General features: G+C 45.4%; 16 protein-coding genes. 10 read left to right on the top strand and 6 right to left on the bottom strand.

The window, feature by feature from the left end:
• Positions 1–748: 748 nt before the first annotated feature.
• From MOF34_RS09650 to nosA, 6 genes are all read left to right on the top strand, one after another.
• Entirely contained in the window at positions 749–2,335 is a 1,587-nt protein-coding gene (locus MOF34_RS09650; protein WP_268400004.1) for a sensor histidine kinase, read from the top strand.
• Between the two features lie 13 nt (positions 2,336–2,348).
• The gene (locus tag MOF34_RS09645) at positions 2,349–3,029 is read left to right on the top strand and encodes a response regulator (RefSeq protein ID WP_268400003.1); all 681 of its coding nucleotides are present in this window, start codon (positions 2,349–2,351) and stop codon (positions 3,027–3,029) included.
• 2 nt (positions 3,030–3,031) lie between these two features.
• Positions 3,032–3,991 carry a Bug family tripartite tricarboxylate transporter substrate binding protein gene (locus MOF34_RS09640; RefSeq protein ID WP_268400002.1) on the top strand — a complete coding sequence of 320 codons (960 nt, stop codon included), beginning with the start codon at positions 3,032–3,034 and terminating at the stop codon, positions 3,989–3,991.
• A 189-nt stretch (positions 3,992–4,180) separates the two neighbouring features.
• A complete protein-coding gene (citM, locus tag MOF34_RS09635) occupies positions 4,181–5,482 on the top strand; it encodes a citrate transporter CitM (RefSeq protein ID WP_268400001.1) in 1,302 nt (433 codons plus the stop codon).
• A gap of 54 nt (positions 5,483–5,536) precedes the next feature.
• Complete coding sequence (locus MOF34_RS09630) at positions 5,537–6,331, top strand: MBL fold metallo-hydrolase (protein ID WP_019713603.1); 795 nt, start codon at positions 5,537–5,539, stop codon at positions 6,329–6,331.
• A 119-nt stretch (positions 6,332–6,450) separates the two neighbouring features.
• On the top strand, positions 6,451–7,542 hold the full coding sequence (nosA, locus tag MOF34_RS09625; RefSeq protein WP_268400000.1) for a nitric oxide synthase: 1,092 nt from the start codon (positions 6,451–6,453) through the stop codon (positions 7,540–7,542).
• Here nosA and MOF34_RS09620 read toward each other — a convergent pair.
• Entirely contained in the window at positions 7,533–7,808 is a 276-nt protein-coding gene (locus MOF34_RS09620) for an acylphosphatase (RefSeq protein ID WP_019713605.1), read from the bottom strand. The genes nosA and MOF34_RS09620 overlap by 10 nt on opposite strands.
• Before the next feature lie 66 nt (positions 7,809–7,874).
• Between MOF34_RS09620 and MOF34_RS09615 the strand changes: the two genes are divergently transcribed.
• Positions 7,875–8,540, top strand: coding sequence for an MOSC domain-containing protein (locus MOF34_RS09615; RefSeq protein ID WP_268399999.1), 666 nt, complete (start codon positions 7,875–7,877; stop codon positions 8,538–8,540).
• Between the two features lie 46 nt (positions 8,541–8,586).
• On the opposite strand, the gene MOF34_RS09610 is transcribed toward MOF34_RS09615, so the two are convergent.
• From MOF34_RS09610 to map, 4 genes are all read right to left on the bottom strand, one after another.
• Complete coding sequence (locus tag MOF34_RS09610) at positions 8,587–8,718, bottom strand: YflJ family protein (protein WP_019713607.1); 132 nt, start codon at positions 8,716–8,718, stop codon at positions 8,587–8,589.
• Between the two features lie 168 nt (positions 8,719–8,886).
• Positions 8,887–9,042 carry a hypothetical protein gene (locus tag MOF34_RS09605; RefSeq protein WP_268399997.1) on the bottom strand — a complete coding sequence of 52 codons (156 nt, stop codon included), beginning with the start codon at positions 9,040–9,042 and terminating at the stop codon, positions 8,887–8,889.
• Positions 9,043–9,150: 108 nt separating this feature from the next.
• A complete protein-coding gene (locus MOF34_RS09600; protein ID WP_268399996.1) occupies positions 9,151–9,465 on the bottom strand; it encodes a DUF3243 domain-containing protein in 315 nt (104 codons plus the stop codon).
• Positions 9,466–9,545: 80 nt separating this feature from the next.
• Entirely contained in the window at positions 9,546–10,295 is a 750-nt protein-coding gene (map, locus tag MOF34_RS09595; protein ID WP_019713609.1) for a type I methionyl aminopeptidase, read from the bottom strand.
• 171 nt (positions 10,296–10,466) lie between these two features.
• On the opposite strand from map, the gene nagE reads away from it, so the two are divergent.
• Positions 10,467–11,825: an N-acetylglucosamine-specific PTS transporter subunit IIBC gene (gene nagE, locus MOF34_RS09590; RefSeq protein ID WP_268399995.1), complete on the top strand. Its 1,359-nt coding sequence runs from the start codon at positions 10,467–10,469 to the stop codon at positions 11,823–11,825.
• A gap of 32 nt (positions 11,826–11,857) precedes the next feature.
• Here the strand turns inward: nagE and ltaS are convergent, their stop codons facing one another.
• Positions 11,858–13,807, bottom strand: a complete 1,950-nt coding sequence (gene ltaS / locus MOF34_RS09585; protein ID WP_268399994.1) for a lipoteichoic acid synthase — start codon at positions 13,805–13,807, stop codon at positions 11,858–11,860.
• Between the two features lie 255 nt (positions 13,808–14,062).
• On the opposite strand from ltaS, the gene MOF34_RS09580 reads away from it, so the two are divergent.
• Positions 14,063–14,455: a DUF1992 domain-containing protein gene (locus MOF34_RS09580; RefSeq protein WP_268399993.1), complete on the top strand. Its 393-nt coding sequence runs from the start codon at positions 14,063–14,065 to the stop codon at positions 14,453–14,455.
• 127 nt (positions 14,456–14,582) lie between these two features.
• Positions 14,583–15,995, top strand: coding sequence for an alanine/glycine:cation symporter family protein (locus MOF34_RS09575; protein WP_268399992.1), 1,413 nt, complete (start codon positions 14,583–14,585; stop codon positions 15,993–15,995).
• Positions 15,996–15,997: the final 2 nt, after the last annotated feature.

Genomic DNA, 15,997 nt, shown 5'->3' with positions numbered 1-15,997 from the left:
TCACAATTGGTTAATTTCATGATACATGATTTCATTAATGCATGAAAGGAGAAGATAACATGTTGGAGCTTCTTTTAGACTTATTTCTCTCTATCACAGTTGGTTAATTTCATGACACATGATTTCATTAATGCATGAAAGGGGAAGATAACATGTTGTTGGAACTTCTTTTAAGCCTATTTATCTCAATCAACTAACCCTTTTTATGGGGTGCATATGCTCCACTACAAACAATTCACTTTTATTTACTACTTCTTGAAACATGCTAATTTCCGTTCCAAGGATGCAATAGAACTTATTTTGTTTACTACTAAATTGACATCAAAAAAGGTAATAGGTTTTACTCAGATTGTAGAGAAAAGCTATGTTTTCTCTACAATCTTTTTTGTGTTGGAAGACTTTCTTAGTGATTTACCTGAAAACTAAGATTGAAAAGGTGGAACCGCTTAACTTGAAATTCTTTTTCTGTATAATGCTTCTGTTTAAGCTAGAGCAAGCACATTTTATATATGGCAGTCTCTTATAGATTGTAGAATGATCTTCTTAAGGTTAGCAGACATTTGAAGAAGGGCATTAGGAATAAACGCATATTTGTTGAATTCCGGTAGTGCCTAAACAGCTATATTTATTTTTTCAATGATTTTATAAAAAAAATGATTTAGTTTCCGCTTGGTTATCTCAATCATTACTAAAAAACAAAACTCCGAACAGAAAATGGTATGATCTAGGTAGAAAGGATGGCTGGTGCTTGGTGAAAAAGCGGTTCCATTTTTCCTTGCAAACAAAAATAATGGGGCTGATTGCGGCTCTGCTGGTTTTTGTCATTGGTGTGCTGACCATTACGTTAGCCGTTCAGCATACGCAGGAACAACGGAGACAGGCTGAACAACTGGCTGTTCAGACGGCGAGAACCATATCCTATATGCCGCCGGCTAAAGAGCTCATTGAGAGAAAAGGCGGACATGCGGATGAGGCGCAAGAGGTCATTGAACAAATGAAAGAACAGACTGGCGCGTATGCCATTTATGTGTTGGACGAAAAAGGAGACATTCGGAGCGCCTCAGTCAAAAGCGGCCAAAAGAAACTTGAGCGCAGCAGGGAAATTTTATTTGGCGGCTCGCATGTTTCTGAAACAAAAGCGGATGGATCAAGAGTCATCAGGGGGAGTGCGCCGATTATTAAAGAGCAGAAGGGATACAGCCAAGTAATCGGCAGCGTATCTGTTGATTTTCTGAAAACCGAGACAGAGCAAAGCATCAAAAAGCATCTGCGAAACTTGAGTGTGATCGCTGTGCTTGTGCTGCTGCTCGGATTTGCCGGTGCCGCCGCACTGGCGAAAAGCATCAGGAAGGATACGCTTGGCCTAGAGCCGCATGAGATCGCGTCTCTTTATCGGGAAAGGAATGCAATGCTTTTCGCAATTCGAGAAGGAATCATTGCCACCAATCGTGAAGGCGTCGTCACCATGATGAATGTATCGGCTGCCGAGATGCTAAAGCTTCCCGAGCCTGTGATCAATCTCCCTATTGATGACGTTATGCCGGGAGCAGGGCTGAAGGGTGTGCTTGAGCGAGGAGAAATGTTGCCTAACCAAGAGGTGAACGTCAACGATCAAGTTTATATTATCAATACGAAAGTGATGACTCAAGGCGGGCAGGCGTATGGGATTGTCGTGAGCTTCCGGGAGAAAACAGAGCTGAAAAAGCTAATCGATAAACTGACAGAGGTTCGCAAATATTCAGAGGATCTCAGGGCGCAGACCCATGAATTTTCCAATAAGCTTTACGCGATCTTAGGGCTGCTTGAGCTTGGTGAGTATGATGAAGCCATTGATCTGATTAAAGAGGAATATGCGATACAAAATGAACAGCATGATATTTTATTCCAAAACATCCATTCACAGCAGGTGCAGGCAATTTTGTTAGGAAAAATAAGCAAAGCATCGGAAAAGAAGGTCAAGCTGGTTATTGATGAGAACAGCTCGCTCGCGCCTCTTCCTGCACATATTGGCTTATCTCACCTCATCACAATTATTGGCAACTTAATTGATAACGCTTTCGAAGCTGTAGCGGATCAAAGCGTGAGGGAGGTATTGTTTTTCATCACGGATATGGGGCGTGACATTGTCATTGAAGTTTCGGACACAGGGCCCGGTGTGCCGCCCGATAAGACGGAAGCTGTGTTTGAAAGAGGTTATTCTTCAAAGGGGAGGAAGAGAGGCTACGGTCTGGCCAATGTGAAAGACTCAGTGCGTGAACTGGGCGGCTGGATTGAATTGGCAAACTCAAAAGCTGGCGGAGCGGTATTCACTGTGTTTATACCGAAGGAGAAATAAAGGGGGAATTCATTTGATTCACGTCGCGATTGCGGAGGATGATTTTCGGGTTGCGCAAATCCATGAGAGATTGATTGAACAGCTTGATGGATTCAAGATGATTGGCAAGGCGGCCAATGCCAAAGAGACAATGGCGCTTTTGGAGGAACATAGGGCTGATTTGCTTTTGCTGGATATTTATATGCCGGACGAACTTGGGACCACGTTGATTCCGGAGATACGAAGCCGATTTCCTGAAGTGGATATTATGATCATCACAGCGGCAACAGAAACCCGTCATTTGCAGGAAGCGCTAAGGGCAGGGATTGCCCACTATTTGATCAAACCTGTAACGGCTGACAAGTTCAGGCAGGTGCTGCTTCAGTATAAAGAAAACAGAAAGCTGCTTTTGTCTCAGCCAGAGGTCAGCCAATCTATGATTGATCATATTTTCGGGACCAGTGTGAAGACACCTTTGCCGGCAGGGGATTTGCCGACAGGCATTAATTCGATTACACTGCGAAAAATTAAGGAAGCGCTCCGAACTGCGTCAGAAGGATTGACAGCTGAAGAGCTAGGAGAAAAAATGGGGGCGTCACGAACGACTGCCCGCCGCTATGCCGAGTACCTTGTGGCAAAGGATGAAGCAAGAGCCGAGCTTGAATACGGGATTATCGGCAGGCCGGAGAGAAAATATTATTTGGCGGCGGAATAGAGATGAAGAAATGTATGATTCTATTGATTGCTTTATTGATCTTTATGCAGGGGGACATCAGGCAGGCGGCTGCGCCGCGCCTGCCTGGCGGGCCAATTGAAATTGTCGTTCCTGCTGAACCTTCTGGCGGATGGGACGTTACAGCACAGGCGATCCAAGCGGTTTTGAGGCAGAAGCAGATCGTGAAGGATGAAGTTCATATCGTCTATAAACCCGGCGGCGGGGGAGATAAAGGCTGGAAATATGTCAACGAAAGCAGCAAACGCACCATCAGCATGACGTCCAGTTTAATACTGAGCAATGATCTTCTTGGGCAAAGCAAATTAAAAATTGGCGATTTTACTCCGCTTGCCATTCTCTCCAAGGAATGGCAGACGGTTGCATTGCCAAAAGGATCGGCGTTAACAAGCGGCAAGGATTTGCTGAATGAAATTAAGATGCATCCCGGCAAGGTGAAAATCGGCTTTGCCCCGGGCCTTGGCAATGATGATCAGCTCTCGTTCGTCAGAGCGGCAGATATGCACGGCATTGACTCTTTTGACATTCAATTTTTGAGGTATGACAGCAGTGAACAGCTTATTCAGGCGCTGATCAGACATGAGATAGAAGCGGCTTCAATGACACTCTCTGAAGCAAAACCATATGAGCGGCTCGGCGATATCACGCTAGCTGCAGTAACGTCTGATAAAAGACTTCATGGTTTTCCTGATGTAGCAACGTGGAAGGAGCAGGGGATCCCGTTTGTTTTTTCACATTGGAGAGGGGTTTTGGGTCCGAAAAACATGTCAGAGGAAGAGATTTCTTTCTGGGATCAAGCGCTAAAGAAGGTCACCTCCTCACGAGAGTGGAAGCGGAAAATAAATGAACAGGACTGGGAAAGCTTTTATTTGAACAGCAGGGAAACGAAACGGTTTCTTGATCAGCAATCCGCGTTTTATCAAAGCATTATGACAGGGAATTAAGATCCCGGCATTGCGGGATCTTTTTGATGCGCCGTGAAATGATCAAAAAGAACAAAACGGTTTTAAAAAATTAAAAATACAAAAAAACCAAATTATTTACTTGCGATTGGTTTTCCCATACGATGGCAAAAAGGCAAGAAGGGGAGTAAGAGAGAAAATGTAAGCGGATTCATTTAAGGGGGAATGGATGTGTTAGCAATTTTAGGCTTTCTCATGATGCTCGTATTTATGGCATTGATCATGACAAAACGGCTTTCTGTTTTAACCGCTTTAGTTTTGACGCCGATTGTGTTTGCACTTATCGCCGGATTTGGATTTACTGAAGTTGGGGACATGATGATTTCAGGGATTCAGCAAGTCGCGCCGACTGCGGTCATGATTATGTTTGCGATCTTATATTTTGGAATTATGATTGATACAGGGCTGTTTGATCCGATGGTTGGCAAAATTTTAAGCATGGTCAAAGGAGACCCTTTAAAAATTGTTGTCGGGACAGCGGTTCTCACGATGCTCGTAGCCTTGGACGGGGATGGCTCGACTACTTATATGATTACGACAAGCGCAATGCTTCCGCTCTATTTGCTGCTTGGCATCCGGCCAATTATTTTAGCGGGAATCGCGGGAGTCGGCATGGGAATCATGAACACGATTCCATGGGGCGGAGCAACGCCGCGGGCGGCGAGCGCGCTGGGGGTTGATCCGGCTGAGCTTACAGGACCGATGATTCCTGTCATCGCAAGTGGGATGCTTTGTATGATGGCGGTTGCGTATGTGCTTGGCAAAGCGGAACGAAAGCGCCTTGGCGTGATTGAACTGAAGCAGCCGGCCAATGCCAATGAACCGGCGGCTGCAGTTGAAGATGAGTGGAAGCGGCCGAAGCTTTGGTGGTTCAATCTATTGTTAACGCTTTCTTTGATAGGATGTTTAGTATCGGGTAAAGTTAGTTTAACTGTATTGTTTGTCATTGCGTTCTGTATTGCACTGATTGTGAATTATCCAAACCTTGAGCATCAAAGACAGCGCATCGCGGCGCACTCCAGCAACGTACTGGCTATTGGCTCCATGATTTTTGCTGCGGGGGTTTTTACGGGAATTTTGACAGGCACCAAAATGGTTGATGAAATGGCGATTTCGCTTGTGTCTATGATTCCTGAACAAATGGGCGGATTGATCCCGGCGATAGTGGCCTTAACAAGCGGCATTTTCACATTCCTGATGCCGAATGACGCGTATTTCTACGGGGTGCTGCCGATTTTATCAGAAACGGCTGTCGCATACGGTGTGGATAAAGTGGAAATTGCCAGAGCCTCTATTATCGGCCAGCCGATTCATATGCTGAGTCCGCTTGTGCCATCCACTCATTTGCTTGTCGGACTTGTCGGAGTATCTATTGACGACCATCAAAAATTCGCCATGAAATGGGCTGTTCTCGCAGTAATCGTGATGACGGCTATCGCTCTATTGATCGGTACGATTTCTATTTCCGTATGATAATTCAGACGTAATGACGCACACTAACGGCAACAACATACCGGAGGTGTCATCATGAGTGATCCTTATATGCCAATGACTTCAGTCAGAAGCGGAACGGGGTTCGAAGCGGCAATAGGGGTGCACGGCCTAACCGTGCAAATTGCGAATGTCTATTTTATTCAGCTCCCGTCTGAACCTCGCTCATTTGTTTTAATTGATGCCGGCATGCCTCAATCAGCCGGCATGATTATAAATGAAGCCAAACAAAGATTCGGCGATGATTTTCAGCTGAAGGCGATTATCCTTACACACGGGCACTTTGATCATATTGGTGCGATAGAAGAAATCCTTGAGGACTGGGATGTTCCTGTTTATGTGCATTCTCGGGAAATGCCTTATGTAACGGGGAAAGAGGATTATCCTCCGGCTCGTCCTGACAGTAAGAGCGGGCTGGTCGCCAAACTATCGCCGCTGTTTCCACGGCACTCCATCGATATTTCCTCACATGTGCAGGCACTGCCGGAAGACGGCTCTGTGCCGTTTCTTGACGAGTGGATGTGGATTGCGACTCCAGGACACACCCCCGGCCATATTTCGTTATTCCGTGAGGACGGGCGTGTGCTTGTGGCAGGTGATGCTGTTATTACAGTGGAACAGGAGAAAATGGCAGACGTCTTGATTCAAAAACAGGAGCTTCATGGACCGCCGGCTTATTTCACGCCTGACACAGGGACTGCTGCGGAATCCATTCAGAAGCTTGCCGGTCTTGAACCGGAAGCACTGCTGACGGGGCATGGCATACCGATGACCGGCAAAAACTTTCGCAGTGACTTAATTGAATTGGCAAATCGTTTATCGTCTCTTTGACACCCGGACATGCGGGTGTTTTTTAATTGTTTTCTAAGAGGATACAGAAAAATCATTTGTCTTCCGGCTTAAAAACGATACAATGAAAAGCATGAATGCGATTTGAAGGGGAGAGTTTGTTGGAAGAAAAAGAAATACTATGGAACGAAGCGAAAGTGTTTATTGCCGCATGCTATCAGGAATTGGGGAAGGAGGAGGAAGTGAAAGACCGTCTGGATAGCATTAAAAGTGAAATTGACCGGACCGGAAGCTATGTACATACAAAGGAAGAAATCGAGCATGGTGCGAAAATGGCATGGAGAAACAGCAACCGCTGCATCGGCAGATTGTTTTGGAATTCGCTGAATGTCATCGACAGACGTGACGTCCGGACGAAGGAGGATGTGCGGGACGCCCTCTTTCATCACATTGAAACCGCCACCAATAACGGGAGAATCAGGCCGAGCATTACGATTTTCCCTCCGGAAGAGAAGGGTGAAAAGCAAGTCGAAATATGGAATCATCAGCTGATTCGATACGCTGGATATGAATCTGACGGGGGAAAAATAGGTGACCCGGCTTCACGTTCCCTGACGGCAGCCTGCGAGCAGCTTGGCTGGCGCGGAGAGCGAACGGACTTTGATTTGCTGCCGCTCATTTTTCGCATGAGAGGTGAAGAACAGCCGGTCTGGTATGAGCTGCCGCGTTCACTTGTGCTCGAGGTTCCAATCACACATCCTGAAATTGAAGCGTTTTCTGATTTGGAGCTGAAATGGTACGGTGTGCCAATTATTTCCGATATGAAGCTTGAGGTCGGGGGTATCCATTATAATGCCGCGCCATTTAACGGCTGGTATATGGGCACGGAGATCGGAGTGAGAAATCTGGCAGATGAAAAGCGGTACGACAAGCTCAAAAAAGTGGCGTCCGTTATCGGTATTTCTACTGATTACAATACGGATTTATGGAAAGATCAAGCGCTTGTTGAATTGAATAAAGCTGTACTGCACTCGTATAAAAAGCAAGGTGTCAGCATCGTTGACCATCATACGGCCGCAAGCCAGTTTAAACGGTTTGAAGAACAGGAGGAAGAAGCGGGCAGAAGGCTGACGGGGGACTGGACGTGGCTGATCCCGCCGATTTCACCCGCTGCCACTCATATCTTCCACCGTTCCTATGACAACTCAATCGTTAAGCCGAATTACTTTTATCAGGATAAGCCTTACGAGTAAACAACGGAAAATCGGTGATGGCCTTCAAGGCTGCGGGATTCTGTGACAGAGACGTCGGTAACATTTGAGAAAGGGCTGCCTTTCTTTACAGCCTCAAGAAATGATTGTAAGTCGTTTTCCGGGCCTTCTGCCAAAATCTCGACTCGGCCGTCATCACGGTTTTTGACCCACCCGGCCAGTTTTCGCTTATCGGCTTCCATTTGAACAAAATAGCGAAAACCCACACCTTGAACCCGGCCGTCTGCAACGATTCGGTATTGAAGCATGTAAAAACCACCTTTTCTTTTTATGATAATCAATCATTTTACAACCTGTAAAGGGGATGTGTTCGTATGAAGTCACTGCACTATAAAGTTCTTTCTCTTAATCTCGGAAAGCCGCAGACGCTTGAGTATGACGGCAAAAAAATCGAAACGGGCATTATGAAGCAGCCCGCTGATTCCGCTGTAATGCTGTATCGGGAGAATTTTGAAGGTGACGGACAGGCGGATCTCGTCAATCACGGAGGACCTGACAAGGCTGTCTGTGTCTACCCGGCCGAGCACTATCCGTTTTGGGAAGAGGTTCTCTCAAGAACGCTGCCAAGCGCCGCATTTGGTGAAAATCTGACGGTCGCGGGCCTGACCGAGGAGAACGTTTGCATCGGTGATGTGTTCAAGCTTGATGAAGCTGTTGTTCAGGTCAGCCAGCCGCGCCAGCCGTGTGTAAAGCTGGCGAAAAAGTTTGGCGTAAAGGAAATGGTGCTAAAGGTACAGCAAACCGGCTATACCGGATTTTATTTTCGCGTGCTGGAAGAGGGCAGGGTATCTCCCGGCGCTAAACTGGAGTTGCTGTCCAGAGGCGAGAAAGACATATCAGTTCAATTCGCAAACCGTATCAAATACCATGATGCAAAAAATCTCGCCGCCATTGAACGGGTTTTAAGTGAAGACGCACTGTCGGAAAGCTGGAGAGCGTCCTTTATGAAAATAAGGGACAGGCTGCAGCCGGCTGAATAGAAAAAAGCCGCGCATATCAACGTGCGCGGCTTTACTATTCTTAAGATTAATGTTTCTTTGTTTCAAGCAGGTTGGCAAGAAAATGGGTTTTATAGCTTTGAAGCTTTCTTCCTTCATGGTGCGTGATCCCCTGCTTTTTTAATTCTGCCACATACCAGCCTTTACTGCCGTAATGCATGTCAGAAAACTCCTTTCCCTATCTCTCCCAATGGAGAGGATTTTACCAAGCGATTGGCATTGTAACATCTATGGAAAGATGCTGAAAAGAGGTGCGGGAAAAACTGAGCCTTTCGTACTAGTTGTACGTTCTTCTGTATGTATATCCGGAGCAAAGGCTGAATAGGATTTAATGGCCGGTCAGTTTCATGATGACAACGCCAAATGTCATAATGCTGAAAACAATGCCGATATATGTGAGCATCCCGTTTTTTTTCTTCACGCCGTAAACGGTCAACATGATGCCTTCAATGAAAAAAATGATGCCAAAAATAATAAACCACATGCAGATAAAGGCTCCTTTCGCAGACATAATAGTAGTGTAGCATATCTGGAAGAGCCCTGCTGTGGCATATCAAGAGAGCCGGGCAGCATATGCGCCCGGCTCGTGTTTTTATTGCTTATCAACCAATTTGACCAGCAGCTGTGCCAAATGTTTTTTCTCATCTTCGTCCGCAACGCTCCACAGCTCTTGCAGCAGCATTTCTTCACTGTTGTGCGGCTCTTCATGCTTTGCGAGGTAATCTCCCAGGATCGCGGCGCTTTTCACAAGCTTGCCGTCGTCCAAGCCCATCTTCTTGCCTCGGTTTACTTGTTTACTCAGATAATCTTTAAATTCCTCAAAGTCTTTTAAAATATCTTCTTTTGTTGTGCCATGCATGGCATTCATTTCGTTTTCAATTTGGATTTTTTCTTGATCTCTGTTCATTGCAATACCTCCTCCTGCGAATAGTGATGTTTACCCTGCAATTGGAGGAGGTTAAACCATCTGACAGTCCGGAATGTGTTTTACAGTTTAGTCAGGATAATGGGTTCATCTTTTGTGATGACGATGGTGTGTTCAACTTGGGCAACCAAGCTTTTATCCGGTGTCTTGAACGTCCAGCCGTCTCCAGCTTCAACAATCGTTTCCGCTTTCGTTGAAATAAACGGTTCAAGGGCGATGACTGTGCCGTTTTTGAAAAGCGCGTTATCAAACGGATCATAATAGTTCATGATGTGGTTCGGCGCTTCGTGAAGGCTTCTGCCGATTCCATGGCCGGTCAGGGTTTTAATAACGGTAAATCCTTGAGAACGTGCTTCATGATAAACGGCTCTCCCAATCTGATTTTGGCGCTTGCCGGCTTTTGCCTGCTGCAGCCCTTTTTGGAAGGCATCTTCCGCGCATTGGCATAGCTTATGAAGGCGTTCTTCTCCTTCACCGAGCACAAATGAGATGCCTGTGTCGGAGTAGAAGCCGCCAAATTCAGCGGAGATGTCAATGTTCACAAGATCTCCCGCTTTTAAAATTTTGGAAGTGCTTGGTATGCCGTGGGCCACCTCATCATTTACGCTGATGCATGTCACTCCCGGAAAGTCGTATTCTTTCTCAGGAGCTGAAACGGCGCCATGCTCATCAAGCACTGCTTTTCCGATAAGGTCAAGGTCTTTTGTGCTCATACCGGGCTCTGCTTTCCGTTTCATTTCTTCACGCGCCAGTGCAACGATTCTTCCGATTTTTTTCAGGCCTTCTAATTCTTGATCGTTTGTTACAATCATCTGTCATTCCCGCTTTCTTTTTAAATAATCTAGCTTAAGCTTACCACAACTGTCTTAAAAATAGGAAACACACGGCCCTGGGAAAAAAGAAATACCCTGGGAATATTGGTATAGATCACTAGATATCTTATATGGTATATTTGAAAAAAAAGGGGTATGAGGGGGATGGGTATGCTTTCATTTTTACAAAAACTCGGGAAATCATTTATGCTGCCGATTGCGGTTTTGCCTGCAGTCGGAATTATCCTTGCGCTTGGCAGAGAGGATGTATTGAATATCCCGTTTGTCTATCAAGCGGGGACGGCTGTTTTTGATCACCTGCCGCTTATTTTTGCGATTGGGATTGCAATCGGCATTTCAAAGGACAGCAATGGGGCCGCAGGGTTGTCAGGAGCAATATCATATCTGATGCTTGACGCGGCGACAAAGACAATTGATAAAACAAACAACATGGCGGTGTTTGGGGGAATTATTGCCGGTTTAATTGCCGGCTACACCTATAACCGCTTTAAGGATACAAAGCTGCCTGAATATCTCGGATTCTTCAGCGGCAGACGGCTTGTGCCGATTGTAACAGCCATTATTACGATCATTTTAGCAGGCATATTCGGAGTTGTATGGCCGCCGATTCAATCGGGCATTAACGAGTTTGGAGAATGGATGCTTGGGCTAGGCGGCATCGGGGCTGGCATATTTGGCCTGTTCAACAGGCTGTTAATTCCGCTTGGCCTTCACCACGTGCTGAATAATATTTTCTGGTTCCAATTCGGAGAATATAACGGAGTGGCCGGAGATCTGGCTCGCTTTTTCGCGAAAGATCCGACAGCAGGGACCTATATGACCGGCTTCTTCCCAATCATGATGTTCGGTCTTCCAGCGGCGTGTCTGGCTATGGTTGTGACTGCCAAGCCGTCAAAACGGAAAGCAACGGCGGGAATGATGATTGGTTTTGCCTTGACTGCGTTTATCACAGGGATTACGGAGCCGATTGAGTTTGCATTTATGTTTTTATCTCCGCTATTATACGCTGTTCACGCGGTCTTAACCGGGCTGTCTCTATTTATCGTCAACTGGCTCGGCATCCGCTCAGGCTTCTCTTTTTCTGCCGGAGCCATTGATTATGTGCTGAGCTACGGAATTGCAGAAAAACCGCTGCTGCTGCTTCTGGTAGGTATATGCTATGCGGCAGTCTATTTTATAGTATTTTATGTACTGATTAAGGCATTGAATTTAAAAACGCCGGGACGCGAAGAGGATGATGTGGATGAAGTGCTGGATGAAAATACTGTTCAGGATGTCAATGAAAACATTATGCTGAAAGGGCTCGGCGGAAAAGAAAACATTCAAACCATTGATCATTGCGCCACAAGACTGCGGCTGACTGTGAAGGATACCGCTTTAGTGGATGAAACGCTGCTAAAGAAAGCAGGCGTAAAAGGGGTCGTCAAATCAGGGGGGCAATCGGTTCAAGTGATCATTGGCCCGAATGTCGAATTTGCTGCGGAGGAATTGAGAGCAGCGGTAAAATAAAAAAGCAGAGAGGCTAGCCTCTCTGCTTTTTCTTATTGATCTTCATCATCCGTTGACGTTTCGGTAGAATCTTCGTCATCTTTTTTGTAATCATAATCGGAAGGGTTCACCTTCGTAAAACCTTTCGGCTCATAGAACCGCAACAGGTCTCCATTTATGATTTTATCGGACATTTCAAGTTCCTTCTTGACGAGTGAGTCTTCTGACTTGTCGATTTCGGATTCATCAAGCTCTTTTCCGGTTTTCGTATCGTAATACTTGCCGGATACTTTCGTGTACTTCGGTGAAATAAAGTCTCCGTTACGGAACGGAATCACTTCACGGTGTTCTTTAGATAAAATATCAGAACCGGACATCAGGTAGTCTTTGGTATCCACCCCGAGCAAATGTAGAATGGTAGGAGCCACATCGACGTCTCCGGCATATTTATGAACTTTCTCGCCCTTCACGCCGGCAGCGTGGATAAAGAGCGGCACCCGTTGAAGCTGGGCGTTGTCATAATCAGTGATTTCATCCTTGCCAAGAACCTTGGCCATCGCCTTATTGTGGTTTTCAGAGATGCCGTAGTGGTCTCCGTACATCACGATAACCGATTTATCATATAACCCGTCTTTTTTCAGATCATTGAAGAATTGTTCAATGGACTGATCAAGGTAATGGGCTGACTGGAAGTAGTTGTTGACGACAGAGTCGCCAAAGTCTCCAGCCGGGAAGTCTGTATCCCCCTCATCCATTCCGAATGGGAAGTGGTTAGATAGGGTAATGAACTTCGTATAGAACGGCTGTGGCAGCCTTTCTAACAGCGGCATTGATTCTTTGAAGAACGGTTTGTCCTTCATGCCGTAGTTTTTCGTGTTTTCTTCGTTCATGTCATAGTAGGCAGAATCGAAGAATTTATCGATGCCTTCCGCTTTGTACATTTCGTTACGGTTCCAGAACGTCTGCGTGTTTCCGTGGAATGCAGCAGATGTGTAATCCTTAGACTTCAGAATTGCCGGAACGGATTGAAGCGTGTTTTGCGCTTTGTTTACGAAAACTGAACCTTGAGCCAGCGGGTAAAGAGAGTTTTCCATCATAAATTCGGCATCAGATGTTTTACCTTGTCCCGTCTGGTGGAAAAAGTTATCAAAGTAGAACGTTTCATTATCGTGTGCCAGTTTATTTAAGAACGGTGTGACTTCTTTGCCGTCAATTTTATAGTCGATGATAAATGACTGCAGAGATTCAAGTGAAACGTAAATGACGTTTTTGCCTTCGGCTTTGCCGAAATACACGTTATTGGGCACGTCGTAATTGGCTTTCATGTAGTTTTCCACTTCCGTCACGTCGCTGGAATCGGCAAGCGCACGCTGGCTGTTGGATTTGATATTCTGCACAGCGTCATAAATCGTAAAATTGTACGTTCCCAAGTATTTTACAAGATAGTTTCGGTCGAATGATCTTGTCAGCAATTCAGGCCGGTCTGATTCCGCAACTGCCAAGTTGATTAAGAACACAAGAATCGAAGACGCAAGAACAATTCGAAACGATTTTTTGCTGGACGTTTCAGCAGGCTTGTTCACTTTGATCGCCAAGATGATCAGAATGATCGTGTCGATAAAGTAAAAGGCGTCAGTCGGTCTCATCAGCGAAAATGCGCTGTCACCGAGTTGGCCGCCGTTTGTTTTAGCCTGCATAATGACTGGAATTGTAATAAAATCATTGAAAAATCTGTAGTACACAATGTTTGCGTACAGTAAAAAAGACATTAAAAAATGAATCACTATAATGGCTGTCTGCTGTAATTTTTTCTTGAACAAGAGTCCAAAGCCAAGAAAGAATAAGCTTGAGCTTAAAGGATTCACAAAAAGCAATATTTTTTGTATCGTGTTGTCTATTCCTAAGTTGAAGTTCAGGACATAACCGACATACGTCTTGATCCATAACAGGACGACCGCAATTAAGAAGAAGGCCAGTCCTCTTTCTTTTATAAATGTTTTCATTGTTACACTCCTTTTTTCCGATCACAGTTCGAGCGAAACGATAGAAAAAACGAACGTATCCAATATAACACGAATCAGCTGATTAGAAAAGTGAAAATCGTCGGTTGAAGAAAGAGGCGAAAAATGCCGTCGAATCAACGTTTCGTTGACATATTGCAAATGTAAAATAAGGATTTTTTCTAGAAATTAAGGAATAAAATGGTACTTTGGGAGATGTATGATAAACTATAGGAATAAATGAAAAGAGGTGGAATGATGGATTTTTCCCATATTGTGTCTGAAGATAAAATTAAGCATGCCATCAAAGATGGAGAATTTGAAAACCTTCCGGGAATGGGAAAACTGCTGCCAAAGGATGACGCGGCACACTTGCCGGAATCGCTTCGCATGAGCTACCGTATGTTAAAAAATGCAGGAATGGCAGAGGACGAGGGCGCGCTCAAAAAAGAGCTCATGACCATCGACCATTTAATCGCAAAGTGCTATGACGAAAAAGAACGTGAGCTGTTAATCAGAAAAAAAACCGAAAAGCAGGTGCTGCTTGATAAGCTTGTCGACAAAAAAGGCATGTTTTCAAAGCCAGCCCCCGCCTTTTATAAGAATAAAGTATATGACCGGCTTGGACGAAACAGACCTTCTTCCAGCTGATTTGTCTTGTCTGAAGGATGGCGATTGATAGAAGCCATCCTCTTTATGTTCCAGTGGCCTCTGTCTAAAAGGTTTATGTTTAACGGTCTGTGGGGAAATGACTCATAAACGAAAAAAGGGTGATGGGATGGAACAACTATTGGAATGGATAGAGCGTATTTCTGATTGGCTGTGGGGTCCGCCGCTAATCATTTTGCTGACGGGGACGGGCTTATACTTCACCATTTTGCTGAAATGTTTTCAATTTCGCTATCCTTTATACATTTTGAAGCAGACGATCGGGAGTGTAGGAAAAAAGCCGAAGGGAGAGGGCACAGTCACTCCGCTCCAGGCATTGACGTCAGCTCTCAGCTCGACGATCGGTGCGGCGAACATTGTCGGAGTGCCTGCCGCTATTATGTTTGGCGGACCCGGAGCGGTTTTTTGGATGTGGCTTATTGCCTTATTTGCCATGGCGATTAAGTTTTCTGAAAGTGTGCTTGCTGTTCATTACAGAGAAAAAAATGAGCAGGGGGAATTTGTCGGGGGACCGATGTATTACATAACAAAAGGGCTGCGCATGAAATGGCTCGGCATATTTTTCTCTGTTGCGCTGATCGTGGAGCTGATTCCGAGCATTATGGTTCAGGGGAATTCAGTTTCAGTCTCTCTTGCCGAAACGTTTTCTTTCAATAAAATATACGCGGGAATCGGCATTGCGTTTTTGATTGGGTTGGTGGTAATAGGAGGGGTCAAGAGGATTGGAAAAGTAACAGAGTTTGTCGTGCCTCTTATGGCAGGTGCATACGTGGGAGCCGGGCTCCTCATTGTTCTGATGAATCTTTCATCAGTGCCGGCGTTTTTCTCTCTTATCTTTTCAAATGCGTTTACCTCTTCTTCAGCAGTTGGAGGATTTGCTGGTGCTGCTCTGGCTGAAACCGTTCGCTGGGGATTTGCCCGCGGGCTGTATTCTAATGAAGCCGGAATGGGAACAGCCCCGATTGCACATGCGGCGGCCAAGACTGATCACCCTGTAAGGCAAGGCTTCTGGTCTGTGATCGGCATTGTCATTGACACCTTGATCATCTGCACCACCACCGCTTTTATCGTCCTTTCATCCGGAGTCTGGACAGGGAAGGCATCAAATGATCCGGCCGCACTGACGACTGCTGCATTTCAGCACTATTTTGGTTCTGGCGGAGGGTATTTCGTCTCGGTTTCTCTCGTTTTCTTTGTTGTATCGACCATCATGGTTGTCATTTTTTACGGCGTAAAGCAAGCTGAATTTCTGTTCGGACGGCTGGCAGGACATGTGATCAAATTCGTTTATTTAGCGGCTATTATCATAGGTGCCGCAGGCGGAGCAAAAGCCATCTGGGGCATATTGGACTTGGCATTAGTTTTTATTGTTGTTCCGAATGTGATTGCGCTGCTGTTATTGAGCAGAAAGGTAAAAGCGCTATATACCGAATTTTTTACATCTGAGCAGTATTACCTGAAAGATAGAGGGAAAACGAAACAGAACCCTGTTTACCAAACAAAAGAAGCCAAAAATTCTTAGTG

Source organism: Bacillus sp. T17B1 (assembly GCF_026796395.1).
Taxonomy (GTDB): domain Bacteria; phylum Bacillota; class Bacilli; order Bacillales; family Bacillaceae; genus Bacillus; species Bacillus spizizenii_A.
This window is presented reverse-complemented; position numbering and strand designations above follow the sequence as displayed.

Bases quoted from the DNA above. Each gene is read 5' to 3' on its own strand.
- map (WP_019713609.1), bottom strand. From the start codon at position 10,295: ATGATTGTAACAAACGATCAAGAATTAGAAGGCCTGAAAAAAATCGGA.
- MOF34_RS09640 (WP_268400002.1), top strand. From the start codon at position 3,032: ATGAAGAAATGTATGATTCTATTGATTGCTTTATTGATCTTTATGCAG.
- MOF34_RS09580 (WP_268399993.1), top strand. From the start codon at position 14,063: ATGGATTTTTCCCATATTGTGTCTGAAGATAAAATTAAGCATGCCATC.
- nagE (WP_268399995.1), top strand. From the start codon at position 10,467: ATGCTTTCATTTTTACAAAAACTCGGGAAATCATTTATGCTGCCGATT.
- MOF34_RS09575 (WP_268399992.1), top strand. From the start codon at position 14,583: ATGGAACAACTATTGGAATGGATAGAGCGTATTTCTGATTGGCTGTGG.
- MOF34_RS09605 (WP_268399997.1), bottom strand. From the start codon at position 9,042: ATGTGGTTTATTATTTTTGGCATCATTTTTTTCATTGAAGGCATCATG.
- MOF34_RS09615 (WP_268399999.1), top strand. From the start codon at position 7,875: ATGAAGTCACTGCACTATAAAGTTCTTTCTCTTAATCTCGGAAAGCCG.
- MOF34_RS09610 (WP_019713607.1), bottom strand. From the start codon at position 8,718: ATGCATTACGGCAGTAAAGGCTGGTATGTGGCAGAATTAAAAAAGCAG.
- ltaS (WP_268399994.1), bottom strand. From the start codon at position 13,807: ATGAAAACATTTATAAAAGAAAGAGGACTGGCCTTCTTCTTAATTGCG.
- MOF34_RS09620 (WP_019713605.1), bottom strand. From the start codon at position 7,808: ATGCTTCAATACCGAATCGTTGCAGACGGCCGGGTTCAAGGTGTGGGT.
- MOF34_RS09630 (WP_019713603.1), top strand. From the start codon at position 5,537: ATGAGTGATCCTTATATGCCAATGACTTCAGTCAGAAGCGGAACGGGG.
- MOF34_RS09600 (WP_268399996.1), bottom strand. From the start codon at position 9,465: ATGAACAGAGATCAAGAAAAAATCCAAATTGAAAACGAAATGAATGCC.